This is a genomic window from Pseudomonas sp. SDO52101_S400 (assembly GCF_054071635.1).
This window is the reverse complement of sequence record NZ_JBSVWF010000087.1, coordinates 1-17,289: the sequence shown is the minus strand read 5'-3', so window position 1 is coordinate 17,289 and position 17,289 is coordinate 1. Positions and strand designations below refer to the sequence as shown.

General features: G+C 60.3%; 15 protein-coding genes. 7 read left to right on the top strand and 8 right to left on the bottom strand.

The genetic code is table 11. The features are described 5' to 3' along the window. Nucleotides 1-64: 64 nt before the first annotated feature. From era to lptF, 6 genes are all read right to left on the bottom strand, one after another. Nucleotides 65-967 carry a GTPase Era gene (gene era / locus ACW9HX_RS27375; protein WP_003221935.1) on the bottom strand — a complete coding sequence of 301 codons (903 nt, stop codon included), beginning with the start codon at nt 965-967 and terminating at the stop codon, nt 65-67. Continuing rightward, nucleotides 960-1,649: a ribonuclease III gene (gene rnc, locus ACW9HX_RS27370; protein WP_096819215.1), complete on the bottom strand. Its 690-nt coding sequence runs from the start codon at nt 1,647-1,649 to the stop codon at nt 960-962. Before rnc ends, era begins: the two co-directional genes overlap by 8 nt. A gap of 182 nt (nt 1,650-1,831) precedes the next feature. After that, on the bottom strand, nt 1,832-2,686 hold the full coding sequence (lepB, locus tag ACW9HX_RS27365; protein ID WP_457382985.1) for a signal peptidase I: 855 nt from the start codon (nt 2,684-2,686) through the stop codon (nt 1,832-1,834). 9 nt (nt 2,687-2,695) lie between these two features. Beyond that, nucleotides 2,696-4,492: a translation elongation factor 4 gene (gene lepA / locus ACW9HX_RS27360; protein WP_003221926.1), complete on the bottom strand. Its 1,797-nt coding sequence runs from the start codon at nt 4,490-4,492 to the stop codon at nt 2,696-2,698. Nucleotides 4,493-4,664: 172 nt separating this feature from the next. Next, entirely contained in the window at nt 4,665-5,726 is a 1,062-nt protein-coding gene (lptG, locus tag ACW9HX_RS27355) for an LPS export ABC transporter permease LptG (protein ID WP_457382984.1), read from the bottom strand. Beyond that, the gene (gene lptF / locus ACW9HX_RS27350) at nt 5,719-6,840 is read right to left on the bottom strand and encodes an LPS export ABC transporter permease LptF (RefSeq protein ID WP_457382983.1); all 1,122 of its coding nucleotides are present in this window, start codon (nt 6,838-6,840) and stop codon (nt 5,719-5,721) included. The genes lptG and lptF overlap by 8 nt, the downstream gene beginning before the upstream one ends. 308 nt (nt 6,841-7,148) lie before the next feature. On the opposite strand from lptF, the gene ACW9HX_RS27345 reads away from it, so the two are divergent. From ACW9HX_RS27345 to rlmF, 5 genes are all read left to right on the top strand, one after another. Then, nucleotides 7,149-8,639, top strand: a complete 1,491-nt coding sequence (locus tag ACW9HX_RS27345) for a leucyl aminopeptidase (protein WP_457382982.1) — start codon at nt 7,149-7,151, stop codon at nt 8,637-8,639. A 60-nt stretch (nt 8,640-8,699) separates the two neighbouring features. After that, nucleotides 8,700-9,128, top strand: coding sequence for a DNA polymerase III subunit chi (locus ACW9HX_RS27340; protein WP_457382981.1), 429 nt, complete (start codon nt 8,700-8,702; stop codon nt 9,126-9,128). An 8-nt stretch (nt 9,129-9,136) separates the two neighbouring features. Further along, nucleotides 9,137-9,532, top strand: a complete 396-nt coding sequence (locus ACW9HX_RS27335; RefSeq protein ID WP_457382980.1) for a DNA polymerase III subunit chi — start codon at nt 9,137-9,139, stop codon at nt 9,530-9,532. 199 nt (nt 9,533-9,731) lie between these two features. Then, nucleotides 9,732-12,578, top strand: coding sequence for a valine--tRNA ligase (locus ACW9HX_RS27330; RefSeq protein WP_457382979.1), 2,847 nt, complete (start codon nt 9,732-9,734; stop codon nt 12,576-12,578). 132 nt (nt 12,579-12,710) lie between these two features. Next, nucleotides 12,711-13,733, top strand: coding sequence for a 23S rRNA (adenine(1618)-N(6))-methyltransferase RlmF (rlmF, locus tag ACW9HX_RS27325; protein ID WP_457382978.1), 1,023 nt, complete (start codon nt 12,711-12,713; stop codon nt 13,731-13,733). Between the two features lie 122 nt (nt 13,734-13,855). Here rlmF and ACW9HX_RS27320 read toward each other — a convergent pair whose 3' ends face one another. Beyond that, a complete protein-coding gene (locus ACW9HX_RS27320; RefSeq protein ID WP_003221909.1) occupies nt 13,856-14,137 on the bottom strand; it encodes an HU family DNA-binding protein in 282 nt (93 codons plus the stop codon). Between the two features lie 396 nt (nt 14,138-14,533). On the opposite strand from ACW9HX_RS27320, the gene yejK reads away from it, so the two are divergent. Both yejK and ACW9HX_RS27310 read left to right on the top strand, forming a co-directional pair. Next, nucleotides 14,534-15,538 (top strand): nucleoid-associated protein YejK, encoded by a 1,005-nt coding sequence (gene yejK / locus ACW9HX_RS27315; protein WP_007957356.1) that lies wholly within the window; start codon nt 14,534-14,536, stop codon nt 15,536-15,538. Next, the gene (locus tag ACW9HX_RS27310; RefSeq protein WP_457382977.1) at nt 15,538-15,888 is read left to right on the top strand and encodes a glutaredoxin family protein; all 351 of its coding nucleotides are present in this window, start codon (nt 15,538-15,540) and stop codon (nt 15,886-15,888) included. Before yejK ends, ACW9HX_RS27310 begins: the two co-directional genes overlap by 1 nt. A gap of 31 nt (nt 15,889-15,919) precedes the next feature. Here the strand turns inward: ACW9HX_RS27310 and ACW9HX_RS27305 are convergent, their stop codons facing one another. Beyond that, nucleotides 15,920-16,855, bottom strand: a complete 936-nt coding sequence (locus ACW9HX_RS27305; RefSeq protein WP_457382976.1) for a glutathione S-transferase family protein — start codon at nt 16,853-16,855, stop codon at nt 15,920-15,922. Nucleotides 16,856-17,289 lie beyond the last annotated feature (434 nt).

Here is a 17,289-nt window from a genome sequence, read left to right as displayed (position 1 = left end):
CACTGCGCATTCGCGAGCAAGCCCGCTCCCACAGGGGGTTCTCTGGTGTAACAGAAAACCGGTGTTACAGGTCGCCGTAACCCAGCGAACGCAGCGCACGTTCGTCGTCGGACCAGCCGCCCTTCACCTTCACCCAAAGGTTGAGCATGATCTTGGAGTCGAACAGCAGCTCCATGTCCTTGCGCGCCTCGGTGCCGATGCGTTTGATACGCTCGCCCTTGTCGCCAATGATGATTTTCTTCTGACCGTCACGCTCGACGAGGATCAACGCGTGGATATGCAGAGTCTTGCCCTGTTGCTTGAACTCTTCGATTTCCACGGTGATCTGGTACGGCAGCTCGGCGCCCATCTGGCGCATGATTTTCTCGCGCACCAGTTCGGCGGCGAGGAAACGGCTGCTGCGGTCGGTGATCTGGTCTTCCGGGAAGAAGTGATCGTTCTCCGGCAGATGATCGGCGATCACTTTTTCCAGTGCATCGAGGTTGTGCCCGTGCTGCGCCGAGATCGGAATGATCTGCGCGTTCGGCAGCTGTTCCTGCAACCAGGACAGGTGCGGCATCAGCTCGGCCTTGTCCTCGATGCGGTCGGTCTTGTTCAGCGCGACGATGAGCGGGCCGGTCACGTACTGCACGCGCTCCAGCACCATCTGGTCTTCTTCGGTCCACTTGGTGCGGTCGACCACGAAGATCACCACGTCGACGTCTTTCAACGCCGCCGAAGCGGTCTTGTTCATGTAACGGTTCAAGGCCTTTTCGCCACCCTTGTGCATGCCCGGGGTGTCGACGTAGATCGCCTGCACGTCGCCCTCGGTCTTGATCCCGAGCATGTTGTGGCGAGTGGTCTGCGGCTTGCGCGAAGTGATCGCGAGCTTCTGGCCGAGGATGTGGTTCAGCAGCGTGGACTTGCCCACGTTGGGACGGCCGACGATGGCAACATAGCCACAGCGAGTTGCGTTTGTATCAGTCATTGCCATTCTCCACACCCAGGGCAATCAGTGCTGCGGCGGCCGCTACCTGTTCGGCAATACGACGGCTCACACCCTGACCCCGGCTTTTTTCATTCAATAGGACAACTTCGCACTCGACGAAAAACGTACGGCAATGCGGCTCACCCTGGATATCCACCACTTCGTAACGTGGCAGGTCGCAACCGCGCGATTGCAGGAATTCCTGCAGGCGGGTCTTCGGATCCTTGTTGGTGTCGACCAGCGTCAGACCTTCGAACTCCCCGGCCAGCCAGGCCAGGACGCGCTCGCGGGCGACTTCCATGCCGGCGTCGAGGTAGATTGCGCCGATCAGCGCTTCGAGGGCATCGGCCAGAATCGATTCGCGACGGAAACCGCCGCTTTTGAGCTCACCGGAACCCAGGCGCAGGTACTCGCCCAGATCGAAACCGCGGGCCAGCACGGCCAGGGTCTCGCCTTTCACCAGACGCGCACGCAAACGCGACAACTGACCTTCGCGGGCCAGCGGGAAGCGATCGAACAAGGCTTCACCGGCAACGAAGTTGAGGATCGCATCGCCGAGGAACTCCAGACGCTCGTTGTTGCGTCCGGCGAAGCTGCGGTGCGTGAGGGCCAGGACCATCAGTTCCTGGTCCTTGAAGGTGTAACCGAGCTGACGCTCGAGACGGCTTAGAGAAACGCTCACGGTTTACCCACGCTGAGTTCGTGGCTGGATTCCACCGCCATCGCCGGGATACGGCGCAGGCCTGGGACAATTAACGCTGTGTTCAAAAATGACGTCCTGAATATCGTGGCTTCATGCCCCGGAGCCGGTTGTGCCGACGCCAGAAATGCATTCGGCGCTGTGGTCAACAGCGCCGTGATTGTTTACTTGATCAGGCCGACCCGCGAGAAATTCGGCAGGTGGCTGAGTTTCGGTTCCGGCCAGCTCATCCAGACAGCGAAGGCCTTGCCGACGATGTTCTGGTCGGGAACCATGCCCAGCAGATCCTTGGGAATGTTCGGATCATCCCAGTAGCGACTGTCGTTCGAGTTGTCGCGGTTGTCGCCCATCATGAAGTAGTGTCCGGCCGGCACGGTCCAGGTATGGTCCGGCGTGGCACGGTAGCGGCTCATTTCCTTGCGGATCAGGTGCTCGGCGGCGCCGAGTTTTTCCTTGTAGAGCTCCGCACTGCCGAGGGTGCCCGGCTCGGAACCGACGAGCTGCTCGGCAATCGATTCGCCATTGACGAACAGACGCTTGTCGGCGGTGTAACGCACCGTGTCGCCCGGCAGGCCAACCACACGTTTGATGTAGTTGACGTTCGGGTCGCTCGGGTAGCGGAACACCATCACATCACCGCGTTGCGGATCACCGACTTCGATGACTTTCTTGTCGATCACCGGCAAGCGGATCCCGTAAGAAAACTTGTTCACCAGAATGAAGTCGCCGACGTCCAGGGTCGGTTTCATCGAACCGGACGGAATCTGGAACGGTTCCACCAGGAACGAACGCAGCACCAGCACGATGAACAGCACCGGGAAGAACGACTTGCCGTATTCGACCAGCAGCGGTTCCTTGTTCAGCTTCTCGACCACCACCACATCAGGCTGGCTGACGCTGCCCTGATAGGAAGCGATGGCAGCGCGCCGACGCGGTGCCAGGATCAACAGATCGAGCAACGCCAACAGGCCGCAGACGAACACGGCGATAACCAGCAACAGCGGGAAATTTAGTGACATAGGACCTGACTATTCCAACCTGAGCACGGCAAGGAAGGCTTCTTGTGGAATTTCCACGTTGCCGACCTGCTTCATGCGTTTCTTACCGGCCTTTTGCTTCTCGAGCAGTTTCTTCTTACGGCTGACGTCACCACCGTAGCATTTGGCCAATACGTTCTTTCTGAGCGCCTTGACGGTTGTCCGGGCGACGATCTGACCACCAATGGCAGCCTGGATGGCCACGTCGAACATCTGACGAGGAATCAGTTCTTTCATCTTCTCGGTCAACTGGCGACCTTTGAAGTGCGAATTGTCACGGTGCACGATCAGCGCCAGGGCGTCGACCTTGTCGCCGTTGATCAGCACGTCCAGTTTCACCAGATTAGCCGATTGGTAACGATCGAAATGGTAATCCAGCGAAGCATAGCCGCGGCTGGTGGATTTGAGACGGTCGAAGAAGTCCAGGACCACTTCGTTCATCGGCAGGTCGTAAGTGACCTGCACCTGATTGCCGAGGAACAGCATGTCGACTTGAACGCCACGCTTCTCGATGCACAGGGTGATGACGTTACCCAGGTGTTCTTGCGGCACGAGGATGTTGGCGCGCACGATCGGCTCGCGCATATCTTCAATGGCCGAGACGTCCGGCAGCTTCGACGGGTTGTCGACGTAAATCGTTTCACCGGTTTTCAACACCAGCTCAAAGATTACCGTCGGCGCCGTGGTGATCAGGTCCAGGTCGTACTCGCGCTCGAGACGCTCCTGAATGATCTCCATGTGCAGCATGCCGAGGAAGCCGCAACGGAAGCCGAAGCCCAGTGCGTCGGAGCTTTCCGGGGTGTACTGCAGCGACGAATCGTTCAGGGTCAGCTTCTGCAGCGCTTCGCGGAAGTCCTCGAAGTCGTCGGAGCTGACCGGGAACAGACCGGCGTAAACCTGTGGCTGAATGCGTTTGAAACCCGGCAGTACCGGAACATCCGGCGTCGAGCTCAAGGTCAGGGTGTCACCGACCGGTGCACCGTGAATGTCCTTGATGCTGGCAATGATGAAGCCCACTTCGCCGGCCTTCAGGTCAGCGGTGGCGGTGTGTTTCGGGTTGAAAACACCGACGCTGTCGACCAGGTGGATCTTGCCGGTGGATTTCACCAGGATCTTGTCGCCCTTCTTCACGCGGCCATGACGCACGCGCACCAGGGAGACAACGCCCAGGTAGTTGTCGAACCAGGAGTCGATGATCAACGCTTGCAGCGGATCTTCGATGTTGCCGGTCGGCGCAGGAATGGTGGCGACCAGACGCTCGAGCACTTCGTCGACACCCAGGCCTGTCTTGGCGCTGCAGGTGACGGCGTCGGTGGCGTCGATGCCGATGATCTTCTCGATCTCGTCCTTGACGCGGTCCGGCTCGGCCTGTGGCAGGTCGATCTTGTTCAGTACCGGCATCACCTCGAGGCCCTGCTCGATGGCGGTGTAGCAGTTGGCCACGGACTGGGCTTCAACGCCCTGCCCCGCATCGACCACCAGCAAGGCACCTTCACACGCGGCCAGGGAACGGCTGACTTCATAGGTGAAGTCGACGTGACCCGGGGTGTCAATGAAGTTCAGCTGGTAGGTGACGCCGTCTTTGGCTTTGTAATAGAGGGTAACGCTGTGGGCCTTGATGGTGATCCCGCGTTCGCGCTCCAGATCCATGGAATCCAGTACCTGGGCTTCCATTTCACGCTCGGCCAGGCCACCGCACATCTGGATGAAACGGTCAGCCAGCGTCGACTTGCCATGGTCAATGTGGGCGATGATGGAGAAATTGCGGATATGACTCAAATCACTCACGGATCAACACTCAAAAAGGCTGCAGGCTTGGCCCGCCGAAAAATAGCCGGGAATTGTACCTGATACACGGCGCAAGCGTCACGTTCGCCTGTCACCCGGATTGCATGCAAAAACGCCCCGGTCTGGCGACCGGGGCGTTTTCAAGGCTGGAGCAAGGGTGAAACCTTGTTCATCAACCGGCTCGACGCAGCAACCAGACACCCGCCAGGGCACAGATGCCTGCCGGCACCAGCACCGCGAACAGCGGCGAGAAGCCGAACACCAGACTGGACGGACCGAGCAGATCCTGGACGATGCGGAAGGTGAACCCCACCAACACGCCGGTAAACACTCGCTGACCGAGAGTCACCGAGCGCAGCGGACCGAAAATGAAGGAGATCGCCATCAGCACCAGCGCGGCGGTCACCAGCGGCTGCAACACCTTGACCCAAAAAGCCAGCCAGTAACGGCCGTTACTCAGCCCCTGATCAGCCAGATAGTGGATGTAGCCCCACAGGCCGGTAATCGACAATGCTTCCGGCGCCATGACCACGGTGTTCAGCAATTGCGGACTGATGGAAACATCCCAGTCCTCGGTCGGCTTATTGACGACTTCGGTGCTGCGCTCGTGGAACAGCGTGGTGGTGACATCGGTGAGCTTCCAGCCTTTGCCATCGAACTCGGCGCGCTTGGCGAAGCTCGAGCTCAGCAAGTGGCGTTCCTTGTCGAAGTGATAGCGGGTCACGCCATACAACAGGCCATCAGGTTGAACGGCGTTGATGTGGATGAATTCCTCGCCCTGACGGTGCCACATACCGTGCTTGGCGCTTTGCGCGTCGCCGCTGCCTTGAGCCAGCGAACGATTGGCCTGCGCCATGCTCTCGGTAGCCGGCGCAACGTATTCGCCGATCAGCACACCGGCCAGCATCAGCACCAGCATCGGCTTCATGACCGCCCAGACGATGCGCCCGATGGACACACCGGCAGCACGCATGACAGTCAGCTCGCTGCTGCTCGCCAGACTGCCGAGGCCGATCAGGCAACCGATCAGCGCCGCCATCGGCAACATGTCATAGAGCCGGCGCGGTGCGGTCAGCACTACAAAGCTCAGCACGTCGACCAGCGTGTAGGTATCGCTGACGTCGCCCATTTCGTCGATGAAGGCAAACAGCGTAGCCAGGCCAAGGATGATCGCCAGCACGGCGATGATCGCCATGAATACGCTGCTGCCGATGTAGCGGTCGAGTTTAACCACGAGCCACCTCCAGCGCAGCGCTGCGACGGCTGGCCATTTTCAGGCGCAGCGGTTCCCAGTACAGCAGGCCGATACCGATGACCAGGAAGATTCCGTGTACCCACCACAGACCCAGGCTCGCAGGGATCTTGCCTTTTTCGAGGGCGCCGCGGGCGGCAATCAGGATGGTCAGGTAAGCCATATAAAGAAGAATCGCCGGCAGCAACTTGAGGAAGCGCCCCTGGCGCGGATTGACCCGCGACAGCGGCACCGCCATCAGGGTCACGATAAATACCAGCAGCGGCAGCGACAGGCGCCATTGCAGTTCGGTCTTGGCGCGGATGTCATCACTGGCCAGCAGGGTCGAAGTCGGCATGGCGTCGCGGTCGGTGACCTCCTCGCTGACATCGGGTTTGGGCAGCAGAACACCGTAGGTTTCGTAATGGATGGCGCGATAGTTGGCCAGTCCCGGGCTGCCGTCGTAACGGTAGCCGTTGTGCAGGATCAGGTAGCGGTTGCCGTCGGGACGGATCTCCTGCCGCCCTTTTTCGGCTACCAGCACGGAAATCCCGCGATCAGCCTGGTTGGCGCCGAGGTTTTTCTGCGAGATGAACACGCTGCCCAGGTTGACCCGGTCATCGCTCAGATTTTCGGTGTAGGTCACCCGGGTCCCGTCGCGCAACGCCTGGAAGCGGCCCGGCTCCAGGGTGTCGAATTCGGTCAGGGCGTCCTGCTTGTTCAGCAGCAGCTGGAACTGGTTGGCGCCTTGCGGGGCCAGGCTCAGGCTCAGCCATGCCACCACCAGTGCCACCAGCGTGGCCGGGAACAGAGTCATGCGGAACAGACGCTGCTGGCTCATGCCCGTGGCCGACAGCACGGTCATTTCGCTTTCGAGATACAACCGGCCGTACGCCAGAAGGATCCCGAGGAACAGGCCCAGCGGCAGGATCAACTGCATGAAGCCCGGCAGACGGTAGCCCATGATCAGGAACAGCGATCCCGGATCGAGCTGGCCCGCAGCGGCCTGGGCAAGGTATTTGATGAAGCGACCGCTCATGATGATGACCAGTAGCACGGCACTCACCGCACTCAGGGTCAACAGGACTTCGCGGGACAGATAACGGAAGACGATCAAACCAGACACTCCAGGGTTGTCAGGCTAAGGCGGCCAAACAAGCAAACGTATCGACAGGCCCGCAAGGCAGAGCCGTCGAAAAAAGATGCGGCATTATCCTGTGATTGAGGGCGCCTGTCACTGCGCACACTCACGCAAGCGTGCAATCCGTTGAAGATCGTACAACCGAGGGTTGTCAGGCGCGGTGAGCGAGGTTCAAACTGCCGCCTCTGTCGCAGGCACTGGCCTGCGCCTCTTCTCTCTATAAGCAGGCGACTGCGGACACCGTCGAACGCCTGCGTGTTGACCATTCATTCAGGGATCCGGACATGGAACTGGTTGTAAAAAGCGTTAGCCCAGAAACGTTGAAAACCGCCACCCTGGTGGTTGCCGTCGGCGAAGGCCGCAAACTCGGTGTCGCGGCCAAACTGGTCGACGAACTGAGCGGCGGCGCCATCAGCGCTGTCCTCAAACGTGGCGATCTGGCCGGCAAGGTCGGTCAAAGCCTGCTGCTGCACAGCCTGCCGAACCTGAAAGCCGAGCGCGTGCTGCTGGTCGGCGTCGGCAAGGATGAAGAACTGGGCGACCGCCCGTTCCGCAAGATCGTTGCCGGCATCCTCAATACCCTCAAGGGTCTGGGCGGCAGCGATGCCGTGCTGGCACTCGATGAAATCATCGTCAAAAACCGCGACAGCTACGGCAAGACCCGCCTGCTGGCCGAGACCCTGATCGACGGCGAATACACCTTCGATCAGTTCAAGAGCCAGAAAGCCGAACCGCGCGCCCTGAAGAAAATCACCCTGCTGACCATCAAGGCTGCTCAGGCCGAAGTTCAGCGCGCCGTGAATCACGCCACCGCGATCGCCAACGGCATGGCCTTTACCCGCAACCTGGGCAACCTGCCGCCGAACATCTGCCACCCGACATTCCTGGGCGAACAAGCCAAAGATCTGGGCAAAGAGTTCAAGGATCTGAAAGTCGAAGTGCTCGACGAGAAGAAGATCAAGGCGCTGGGCATGGGTTCGTTCTACGCCGTCGGCCAGGGCAGCGCCCAGCCGCCACGCCTGATCGTCATGCAATACAACGGCGGCAAGAAATCCGAGAAGCCGTACGCACTGGTCGGTAAAGGCATCACCTTCGACACCGGCGGCATCAGCCTGAAACCGGGCGCCGGCATGGACGAGATGAAGTACGACATGGGCGGCGCCGCCAGCGTGTTCGGCACCCTGCGCGCCGTGCTGGAACTGAAGCTGCCGATCAACCTGGTGTGCATCCTGGCCTGCGCCGAGAACATGCCGAGCGGCACCGCTTCGCGTCCGGGCGACATCGTGACCACCATGAGCGGCCAGACCGTGGAAATCCTCAACACCGACGCCGAAGGCCGTCTGGTACTGTGCGACGCCCTGACCTACTCCGAGCGCTTCAAGCCGCAAGCGGTGATCGACATCGCCACCCTGACCGGCGCCTGCGTGGTTGCTCTGGGAGCGCACACCTCCGGCCTGCTGGGCAACAACGACGAACTGATCGGCCAACTGCTGAGCGCCGGCAAGGCTGCCGACGACCGTGCCTGGCAACTGCCGCTCTTCGACGAGTACCAGGAGCAACTGGACAGCCCGTTCGCCGACATCGCCAACATCGGCGGGCCGAAGGCCGGCACCATTACCGCCGCGTGCTTCCTGTCGCGCTTCACCAAGAACCTGAACTGGGCGCACCTGGACATCGCGGGCACCGCGTGGACCAGCGGCGGCAAGGACAAGGGCGCCACCGGCCGTCCGGTTCCCCTGCTGACCCAGTACCTGCTGGATCGCGCCAAAGCCTGAAACCGATGACTGCGAGTGGCGCCTCTTTAAAGGGGCGCCGCTTTCAGCTCAGGAACCGCAATGACCAAAGTCGACTTCTATATCCTGCCCAGTGCCGATCCTTCGGCTCGCCTGGATTTTGCCTGCAAGCTCACCGAGAAAGCCTGGCGCATGGGCCACCGCATCTACCTGCATTGCAGCGATGCCGCCCAGCGTGATGACCTCGATGCGCGACTGTGGGCGTTCAAAGGCGAAACCTTCGTGCCTCATGGCCCGGCCGAGAGCGAACCGGAAGGTTTGATCGTGCTTGGATGGGGTGATGACTGCGGCCAGCATCAGGATTTGCTCGTCAATCTCGACCTCAAGGTCCCGGCCTTCGCCAATCAATTCGCCCGAGTGGCGGAAGTGGTGGTGGAAGATCCGGTGATCCGTGCAGCTGCGCGGGAGAGTTTCCGTTTCTACCGGGAACAGGGCTATCCTCTGCAAGACCACCGTTTACAGCGACTCTGAGTACGCCGATGGACACTCCAAAACCGCTGCAAAAACCCGCTCACCTGCTGGATGACCTTGAGTCTATCCGCCAGTTGCTGGGCGATGACAACCTGCAACCGCCACTGCTGACCGACACGGTCGATGATGGCGAACAGGAACAGATTCCGATGCTGTTCGACTCGGTCGCCACTGAGCCGCCCGCCGTCGCAGCGCCTCCCGCTCCCGTCGTGAAGCCCGCCGCTGCGCCCGTCGCGCCTGTGGATAAAGGCCCCGATGCGCTGCTGCACCTGGACAGCGAACTGCGCGCCGCTGCGCAACTGATCATGCAAGACGTGATCGACGACTTCGCCCCGCACATCGAAACCGAAATCAAACGTCGCCTCGAGGCGCGGATGGAGCGGCTTCTCGGCCAATACGAATAATCTCCCGATCTCCTGTGGGAGCTGGCCTGCCAGCGATAGCGTCACCGCGCCTTTCCTGAAAAACGGCGGCGCCTGCATCGCTGGCAGGCCAGCTCCCACATTTAAGCCTCCACCCGGCCCGCCCCGCTCGCCCTGCGCCCCATGCCCCGCTATACTTCCCGGCTTTTCCTGAATAAATGCCAATAGGGTCCCGCCGCGCATGGATAAGACCTACCAGCCGCACGCCATTGAAACTTCCTGGTACAACACCTGGGAGTCCGAGAACTACTTCGCCCCGCAAGGCGCGGGCGACTCCTACACCATCATGATCCCGCCGCCGAACGTCACCGGCAGCCTGCACATGGGTCACGGTTTCAACAACGCGATCATGGACGCCCTGATCCGTTTCCGCCGCATGCAGGGTCGCAAAACCCTGTGGCAGCCGGGCACCGACCACGCCGGTATCGCCACGCAGATGCTGGTGGAGCGTCAACTCGAAGCCCAAGGCCAGAACCGCCACGATCTGGGCCGCGAAAAATTCCTCGAGAAAGTCTGGGAGTGGAAGGATCAGTCAGGCGGCAACATCAGCCGTCAGATCCGCCGCCTCGGCTCTTCCGTGGACTGGAGCCGCGAGCGCTTCACCATGGACGACGGCCTCTCGGAAGCCGTTAAAGAAGCGTTCGTGCGCCTGCACGAAGACGGCCTGATCTATCGCGGCAAGCGCCTGGTCAACTGGGACACCAAGCTGCACACGGCGATTTCCGACCTCGAAGTGGAAAACCACGACGAGAAAGGTTTCCTGTGGAACCTGAAGTATCCGTTGGCTGACGGCGCGAAAACCGCTGAAGGCAACGATTTCCTGATCGTCGCGACCACCCGTCCGGAAACCATGCTCGGCGACTCCGCTGTCGCGGTAAACCCGAACGACGAGCGCTACAAAGCCCTGATCGGCAAGTTTGTCGAGCTGCCGCTGGTCGGCCGCCGCATCCCGATCATCGCCGACGATTACTGCGATCCTGAATTCGGCACCGGCTGCGTGAAAATCACCCCGGCCCACGATTTCAACGACTACGAAGTCGGCAAGCGCCACAACCTGCCGCTGCTGAATATCTTCGACAAGAACGCCAACGTGCTTCCTGCGGCTCAGGTGTTCAACCTCGACGGCACGCTGAACGACAGCATCGACGGCAAGATTCCGGCCGAGTACGCCGGTCTCGAGCGTTTCGAAGCGCGCAAGCAGATCGTTGCCGCGTTCGACGCCGCCGGCCTGCTGGTCAGCATCGACGACCACAACCTGAAAGTGCCGAAAGGCGACCGCTCCGGCACCGTCATCGAGCCATGGCTGACCGACCAGTGGTACGTGTCCACCAAGCCGCTGGCCGAGCCTGCGATTGCTGCTGTTGAAGACGGTCGCATCCAGTTCGTGCCGAAGCAGTACGAAAACATGTACTTCTCGTGGATGCGCGACATCCAGGATTGGTGCATCAGCCGTCAGCTGTGGTGGGGCCACCGGATTCCGGCCTGGTACGACGAGTCGGGCAAGGTCTACGTCGGCCGTGACGAAGCCGAAGTACGCGCCAAGCACAACCTCGGCCCGGACGTTGCGCTGCAACAGGACAACGACGTTCTCGACACCTGGTTCAGCTCGGGCCTGTGGACCTTCTCCACCCTGGGCTGGCCGGAAAAGACCGAGTTCCTGAAGAAATTCCACTCCACCGACGTGCTGGTGACGGGCTTCGACATCATTTTCTTCTGGGTTGCCCGGATGATCATGCTGACCATGCACCTGATCAAGAACGAGGACGGCACGCCGCAGGTTCCGTTCAAGACCGTTTACGTGCACGGCCTGGTGCGTGATGGCCAGGGCCAGAAGATGTCCAAGTCCAAGGGCAATGTCCTGGACCCGCTGGACATCATCGACGGTATCGAACTCGAAACCCTGGTGCAGAAACGTACTTCCGGTCTGATGCAGCCGAAACTGGCGAAGAAGATCGAGAAGCAGACCCGCGACGAGTTCGCCGACGGCATCGCCAGCTACGGCACCGACGCCCTGCGCTTCACCTTCTGCTCGCTGGCGTCCACCGGTCGCGACATCAAGTTCGACATGGGCCGCGTAGAAGGCTATCGCAACTTCTGCAACAAGATCTGGAACGCTGCGCGCTACGTTCTGGACAAGGGCGAAGACTGCGGCCAGAACGGCGAAGCCTACGAGCTGTCGCTGGCGGATCGCTGGATCATCTCGCAGTTGCAACGCACCGAAGCCGAAGTGACCCGTCAACTGGATCAGTTCCGTTTCGACCTGGCGGCGCAAGCGCTGTACGAGTTCATCTGGAACCAGTACTGCGACTGGTACCTGGAACTGTCCAAGCCTGTGCTGTGGGACGAAAACGCGCCAGTCGAGCGCCAGCGCGGCACCCGTCGCACACTGGTTCGCGTACTGGAAGTGGCATTGCGCCTGGCGCACCCGTTCATGCCGTTCATCACTGAAGAAATCTGGCAGCGCATCGCGCCGCTGGCCGGCATTCAGGGCAAGACGATCATGCTGCAAGCGTGGCCGGTGGCCAACGAAGAGCGCATCGATCCGGCGGCCGAAGACGACATCGAATGGCTCAAGGGCCTGATGCTCGGCACGCGTAACATCCGTGGCGAAATGAACATCGGTCCGGGCAAGCCGCTGCCGATCTACCTGAAAAACGTCACCGCTGAAGACCAGCGCCGTCTGACCGAGAACGAAGCGCTGCTGAAGAAGCTGGCGCGTCTGGAATCGATCACCGTACTGGCGGCCGGCGAAGAAGCGCCACTGTCTGCCACTGCTCTGGTTGGCGAGATGGAAGTGCTGGTGCCGATGGCCGGCCTGATCGACAAGAACGCTGAACTGGCGCGTCTGGACAAGGAAATCCTGCGTCTGCAGGGCGAAGTCCAGCGTGTCGGCGGCAAGCTGTCCAACGCCGGTTTCGTTGACAAGGCCCCGGCTGAAGTCATCGAGAAGGAACGCGCCAAACTGGCCGAAGCCGAACAGGCTCTGGGCAAGCTGGCCGAGCAGCACGCGCGGATTGCCAGCCTGTAAAGGCAACTCGCACTGAAAAGGGAGGCCCGCAACGGCCTCCCTTTTTTGTGCCCGGCACTTTTCCGGCCAACAACTCGGCTCCCTGTGGGACAATAGCCGCCACTTTCAGCCCTACCCGAATCGACCACGCCCATGAACGCCCCACGTACACCGAAACCTGCGCGCAAGAAGCCTGACTCCGCCACCCCGGCCAAGCCCGTGGAGCCGCGTAAAGAGGCCAGCCTGCACCCGCGCAATCGCCATCAGGGTCGTTACGACTTCCCGGCGCTGATCAAGACCACGCCGGAACTGGCGAAGTTCGTGATCACCAACCCGTACGGCAAGGAAAGCATCGACTTCGCCAGCCCCGACGCGGTGCGCGTGTTCAACCGGGCATTGCTCAAGTCGTTCTACGGCATCCAGCATTGGGACATCCCGGCCGATTACCTCTGCCCGCCAGTACCGGGTCGTGCCGACTACATACACTTTCTGGCTGACCTGCTGGCCAGCAACAACGACGGCGTGGTTCCGCGCGGTGCCATCGTCAATGTGCTGGACATCGGCATGGGCGCCAACTGCGTTTATCCGCTGATCGGTAACAGCGAATACCGCTGGCACTTCCTGGGCTCGGAAATCGACCCGACAGCCGTGGCTGCCGCAACAGCCATCGTCCAGTCCAATGATCTGAACAAGGTCATCAAGCTGCGCCAGCAAGAGAACCGCAAGCACATCCTGATCGGCCTGCTGGAACCTGGCGAACGTTTTGACCTGACCATGTGCAACCCGCCGTTCCACGCGTCGATGGAGGAGGCAACCAAGGGCAGCGAGCGTAAATGGCGAGCCTTGGGCAAGGCCGATCCGAAGCGCAAATTGCCGGTGCTGAACTTCGGCGGTCAGTCGGCCGAACTGTGGTGTGAAGGTGGTGAAGCGCGCTTCGTGACGCAACTGATCGCCGAAAGTGCGAACTTCCAGCACAAAGTGCTGTGGTTCAGCACCCTGGTCTCGAAAGCCTCGAACCTGCCCGCCATCGAAACGGCGCTGAAAAAAGCCGGTGCGCTGGAAAGCCAGGTGGTGGAAATGTCTCAGGGGCAGAAGCAGAGCCGCTTCGTTGCCTGGACCTTCCAGACCAAGTCCGAGCAGCAGATCTGGCGTCGTGAGCGCTGGGTGCGCAAGTAATACGCTTCAACTGGGGCGGCACTTGATCGCAAGCAGCCGCCACTGCTGCTGAAACACAATCGGCAGGCACAAAAAAACCGTGCCCGGATCACTCCGGCGCACGGTTTTTTTATCGCTGCGTCTTACTTGTTCACAGCGTCGGTCAGGCCTTTGGCCACAACCAGCTTGATCACTTTCTTGGCAGGGATTTCGATGGCAGCGCCAGTCGATGGGTTACGGCCAGTGCGGGCAGGACGCTCGGTCACTTTCAGCTTGCCGATACCTGGCAAGGTGATTTCGCCGCCGTTTTCCAGCTGATCAGCAACGATTTGGCCCAGTTGGTCCAGAGCGTTACGCGCGGTGGTTTTCGGCGCGTCGATAGCTTCAGCGATGTCGGCGATCAGTTGGTCTTTAGTAAGAGCCATGTAGTGTTCCTTCCCTATCAAATTCATATGGATTGCAGAGTGCAGTGTCAGCCATCGAGCCCGATCTTCTGGATCTGGCACCCTCGGCGATAACCACGACGAGTCGGGGTTATAGATGCCGAAATCAGGGTTTGGTTCGACCTGACAAATGCTGAATGCACGCTTAACGCAGTGACTACGCGTAAGACCGGGCAAAACTAGCACAGAGACAAGGAAATATCCGCCTCTAGCTAGCCAAATGGTCAGGTTTATTGCGCTAAATCGGTAAATAAATGCATATGCGCCACCCCATGACCTCGAATTGCCCTTCAGCCCGCGCCAAAACCAGTGGTTGCGGTACACTGGGCGCTTTTTCGGGGGAGCCTGCCCTCCTCCCTTCCACTTGCCGAGAAGCCCATGCCGATCCGTCATTGCATCGTCCACCTGATCGACAAAAAACCCGATGGCACCCCCGCCGTTCTGCACGCCCGTGACTCTGAACTGGCTGAATCCGCCGCCATCGAGAACATGCTCGCCGACCTCAACGAGAGCTATAACGCCAAACAGGGCAAAGCCTGGGGCTTGTTCCATCCAGAGTCCGGTGCGTTTCCGTTCAGCGGCTGGCTGAAGGAATACATGGAAGGCGGCAAGGATTTCACCGCGTTCAGCAAAGTCGCAGTCGAACACCTGCAAAAGCTGATGGAAGAGTCGAACCTGTCCGTCGGCGGCCATGTGCTGTTCGCCCATTATCAGCAAGGCATGACCGATTACCTGGCGATCGCCCTGCTGCACCACAGCGAAGGCGTGGCGGTGACCGATCAACTGGACGTGACCCCGTCGCGCCACCTCGACCTCGGTCAACTGCACCTGGCGGCGCGGATCAACGTTTCCGAGTGGCAAAACAACAAGCAGTCCAAGCAGTACATTTCGTTCATCAAGGGCAAGAACGGCAAGAAGGTTTCGGAATACTTCCGCGACTTCATCGGCTGCCAGGAAGGCGTCGACGGCCCGGGCGAGACCCGCACCCTGCTCAAGGCCTTCAGCGACTTCGTCGAGAGCGAAGACCTTCCGGAAGATTCCGCCCGCGAGAAGACCAAGACCCTGGTCGACTATGCCAGCAGCCAGGCCAAGCTCGGCGAGCCGATGGGCCTGGAAGAACTCTCGGAGCTGATCGACGAAGAACGTCCGAAAGCCTTCTACGACCACATCCGCAACAAGGATTACGGCCTGTCGCCGGAAATTCCGGCGGATAAGCGCACGCTCAACCAGTTCCGTCGCTTCACCGGCCGCGCCGAAGGCTTGTCGATCAGTTTCGAAGCGCACCTGCTGGGCTCGAAGATCGAGTACGACGAAGAGGCCGGCACGCTGGTCATCAAAGGCCTGCCGACCTCGCTCACCGATCAGCTGAAGCGCCGCAACTGATGCTCGGCAATGTGCTGAAGAAAGTCGCACTGGTTCTGCTGGTGGTCGTGATCTATCAGAACTGGGGCAAGATCGAGCGGGTGTTCAATCCGTCGCAGATGGCGTCCGAGCAGGTCCGCGCCAACGCCAGAGTCGTGTTGTACACCACGGACTGGTGCGGCTACTGCAAGCAGACCAAGCGGTTTCTCGATCAGAAGGGGATTGCGTTCAAGGAATTCGATATCGAGAAGGACGCAGAGGCACGCAGGGCGTACGAAGCGCTGGGCGGACGCGGGATCCCGCTGATCGACGTCAATGGCACGTTGATTCGCGGGTTTGATCCGGACGAGATTCTTGCTGCACTGAAATGAATGAGGGAGCCCAAGGGCTCCCTCATTTGTTTCAGCGCTTCTCGATACGGAAACCGAAACGCGGGAAGTGCACATGCACCACCCCGCCGCGTTCGTCTTCACGGCGAAGGATCAGCTCTTCACGACCGGCAAACACCAGTTCACCGGCAACCGGATCAACGCCGTAGTCAGTGGCCGCGATAACGACTTGCTGGCCCGCTGCAAATCCGTTCGGATCGACAAACTGCTCATCAGGCAATGCCGCCGGCGTCGAATTGCGGGCGATCTCCAGCGCTTCTTCGGAGCTCATGGCACTGGCCGCACCGTGACCGAAGCCCAGAACCCGCCCGAGCCACGCGGACACCGCCGGGTAGTCATCCACCAACGGCGCAGTGACGTGCGTAGCCTTGAGAAACCACAGCGGATGCGCCATGGCGAAGTCGGCAATCGATGGCTCGCCGAACAGGAAGTCTCCGTCCTCGCGCTGCAACTGTTGCTCCAGGCGCGCCATGAGGGTCGGCCAATTGTGCTTGGCCTGCTCTGCTGACAGCCTGGTCGCGCTGCCTCCGCTGAACAGCCCGGCACGATCGGCGAGGAAGGCCTTGATCGCTTCCGGCGGCAACTTGCCGAAACGCACCGCCACCGATTCCGGCTGGAACACCAGGCTCACCGCGTGCTGGAACACCACAGAATCGGCCCAGGCGGCAAAACTGGCGGCGATCATTTCCTGACCCTCCGGGAAGAACGAAGGCTGGGCCTTTTCCTGCTCGAGGCGGCGGGCGATCAGCGCGGTGTCGCAGTAGATATCGGCGCCGACCTGCAGCACCGGGGTCTTGCGGTAGCCACCGGTCAGGGCCGTCAGGTCCGGTTTCGGCATCACCGGAGAGATGTGCACCGAACGCCAGGACAAGCCCTTGAACCCCAACAACAGCCGGGCCTTTTCGGCGAATGGAGAGGTCGGGTAATGATGCAGAATCAACTCGGACATGCTCGGCTCCGCCGCACAGAAAGTGAACCAGCAGCTTAGCGCGCAATTCGTTCGCAGCCTACGGATCCGGCTGATGGGAACTGATCAGTCAGGTTGATAAGGCGACAGGAAACGCCTGGATGAAAAAACCGCCTCAGCCGAAACCGAGACGGTTGTTCTCACATCAACAACCCTTACATCAGGTCATTGAAGTGATCTCGCAGGAACTCGTAAAAGCGAAACGCTTTGAACGACCTCCATACGAGGCTCAGAGTACGTAGCATGCTTTTAGACTTGCTCGATGGCATAAAGACGAATAATCTTCGTCCACGCTAGAGTGTCCAGTGAGACGCAGTAAACCCGGCCGCAAACCGAGGTTTACAGAAAAAACCGCCCCGCAAAGGCTAATGCCGATCAGTTAAGCCTTCTCGCTTGACCTTTGGCCGCAAGAAATC

Excerpts from the sequence above, each read along its gene's own strand:
- era (WP_003221935.1), bottom strand. The coding sequence starts at position 967 with ATGACTGATACAAACGCAACTCGCTGTGGCTATGTTGCCATCGTCGGC.
- lepB (WP_457382985.1), bottom strand. The coding sequence starts at position 2,686 with ATGTCACTAAATTTCCCGCTGTTGCTGGTTATCGCCGTGTTCGTCTGC.
- ACW9HX_RS27345 (WP_457382982.1), top strand. The coding sequence starts at position 7,149 with ATGGAACTGGTTGTAAAAAGCGTTAGCCCAGAAACGTTGAAAACCGCC.
- ACW9HX_RS27340 (WP_457382981.1), top strand. The coding sequence starts at position 8,700 with ATGACCAAAGTCGACTTCTATATCCTGCCCAGTGCCGATCCTTCGGCT.
- ACW9HX_RS27335 (WP_457382980.1), top strand. The coding sequence starts at position 9,137 with ATGGACACTCCAAAACCGCTGCAAAAACCCGCTCACCTGCTGGATGAC.
- ACW9HX_RS27330 (WP_457382979.1), top strand. The coding sequence starts at position 9,732 with ATGGATAAGACCTACCAGCCGCACGCCATTGAAACTTCCTGGTACAAC.
- rlmF (WP_457382978.1), top strand. The coding sequence starts at position 12,711 with ATGAACGCCCCACGTACACCGAAACCTGCGCGCAAGAAGCCTGACTCC.
- ACW9HX_RS27320 (WP_003221909.1), bottom strand. The coding sequence starts at position 14,137 with ATGGCTCTTACTAAAGACCAACTGATCGCCGACATCGCTGAAGCTATC.
- yejK (WP_007957356.1), top strand. The coding sequence starts at position 14,534 with ATGCCGATCCGTCATTGCATCGTCCACCTGATCGACAAAAAACCCGAT.
- ACW9HX_RS27310 (WP_457382977.1), top strand. The coding sequence starts at position 15,538 with ATGCTCGGCAATGTGCTGAAGAAAGTCGCACTGGTTCTGCTGGTGGTC.
- ACW9HX_RS27305 (WP_457382976.1), bottom strand. The coding sequence starts at position 16,855 with ATGTCCGAGTTGATTCTGCATCATTACCCGACCTCTCCATTCGCCGAA.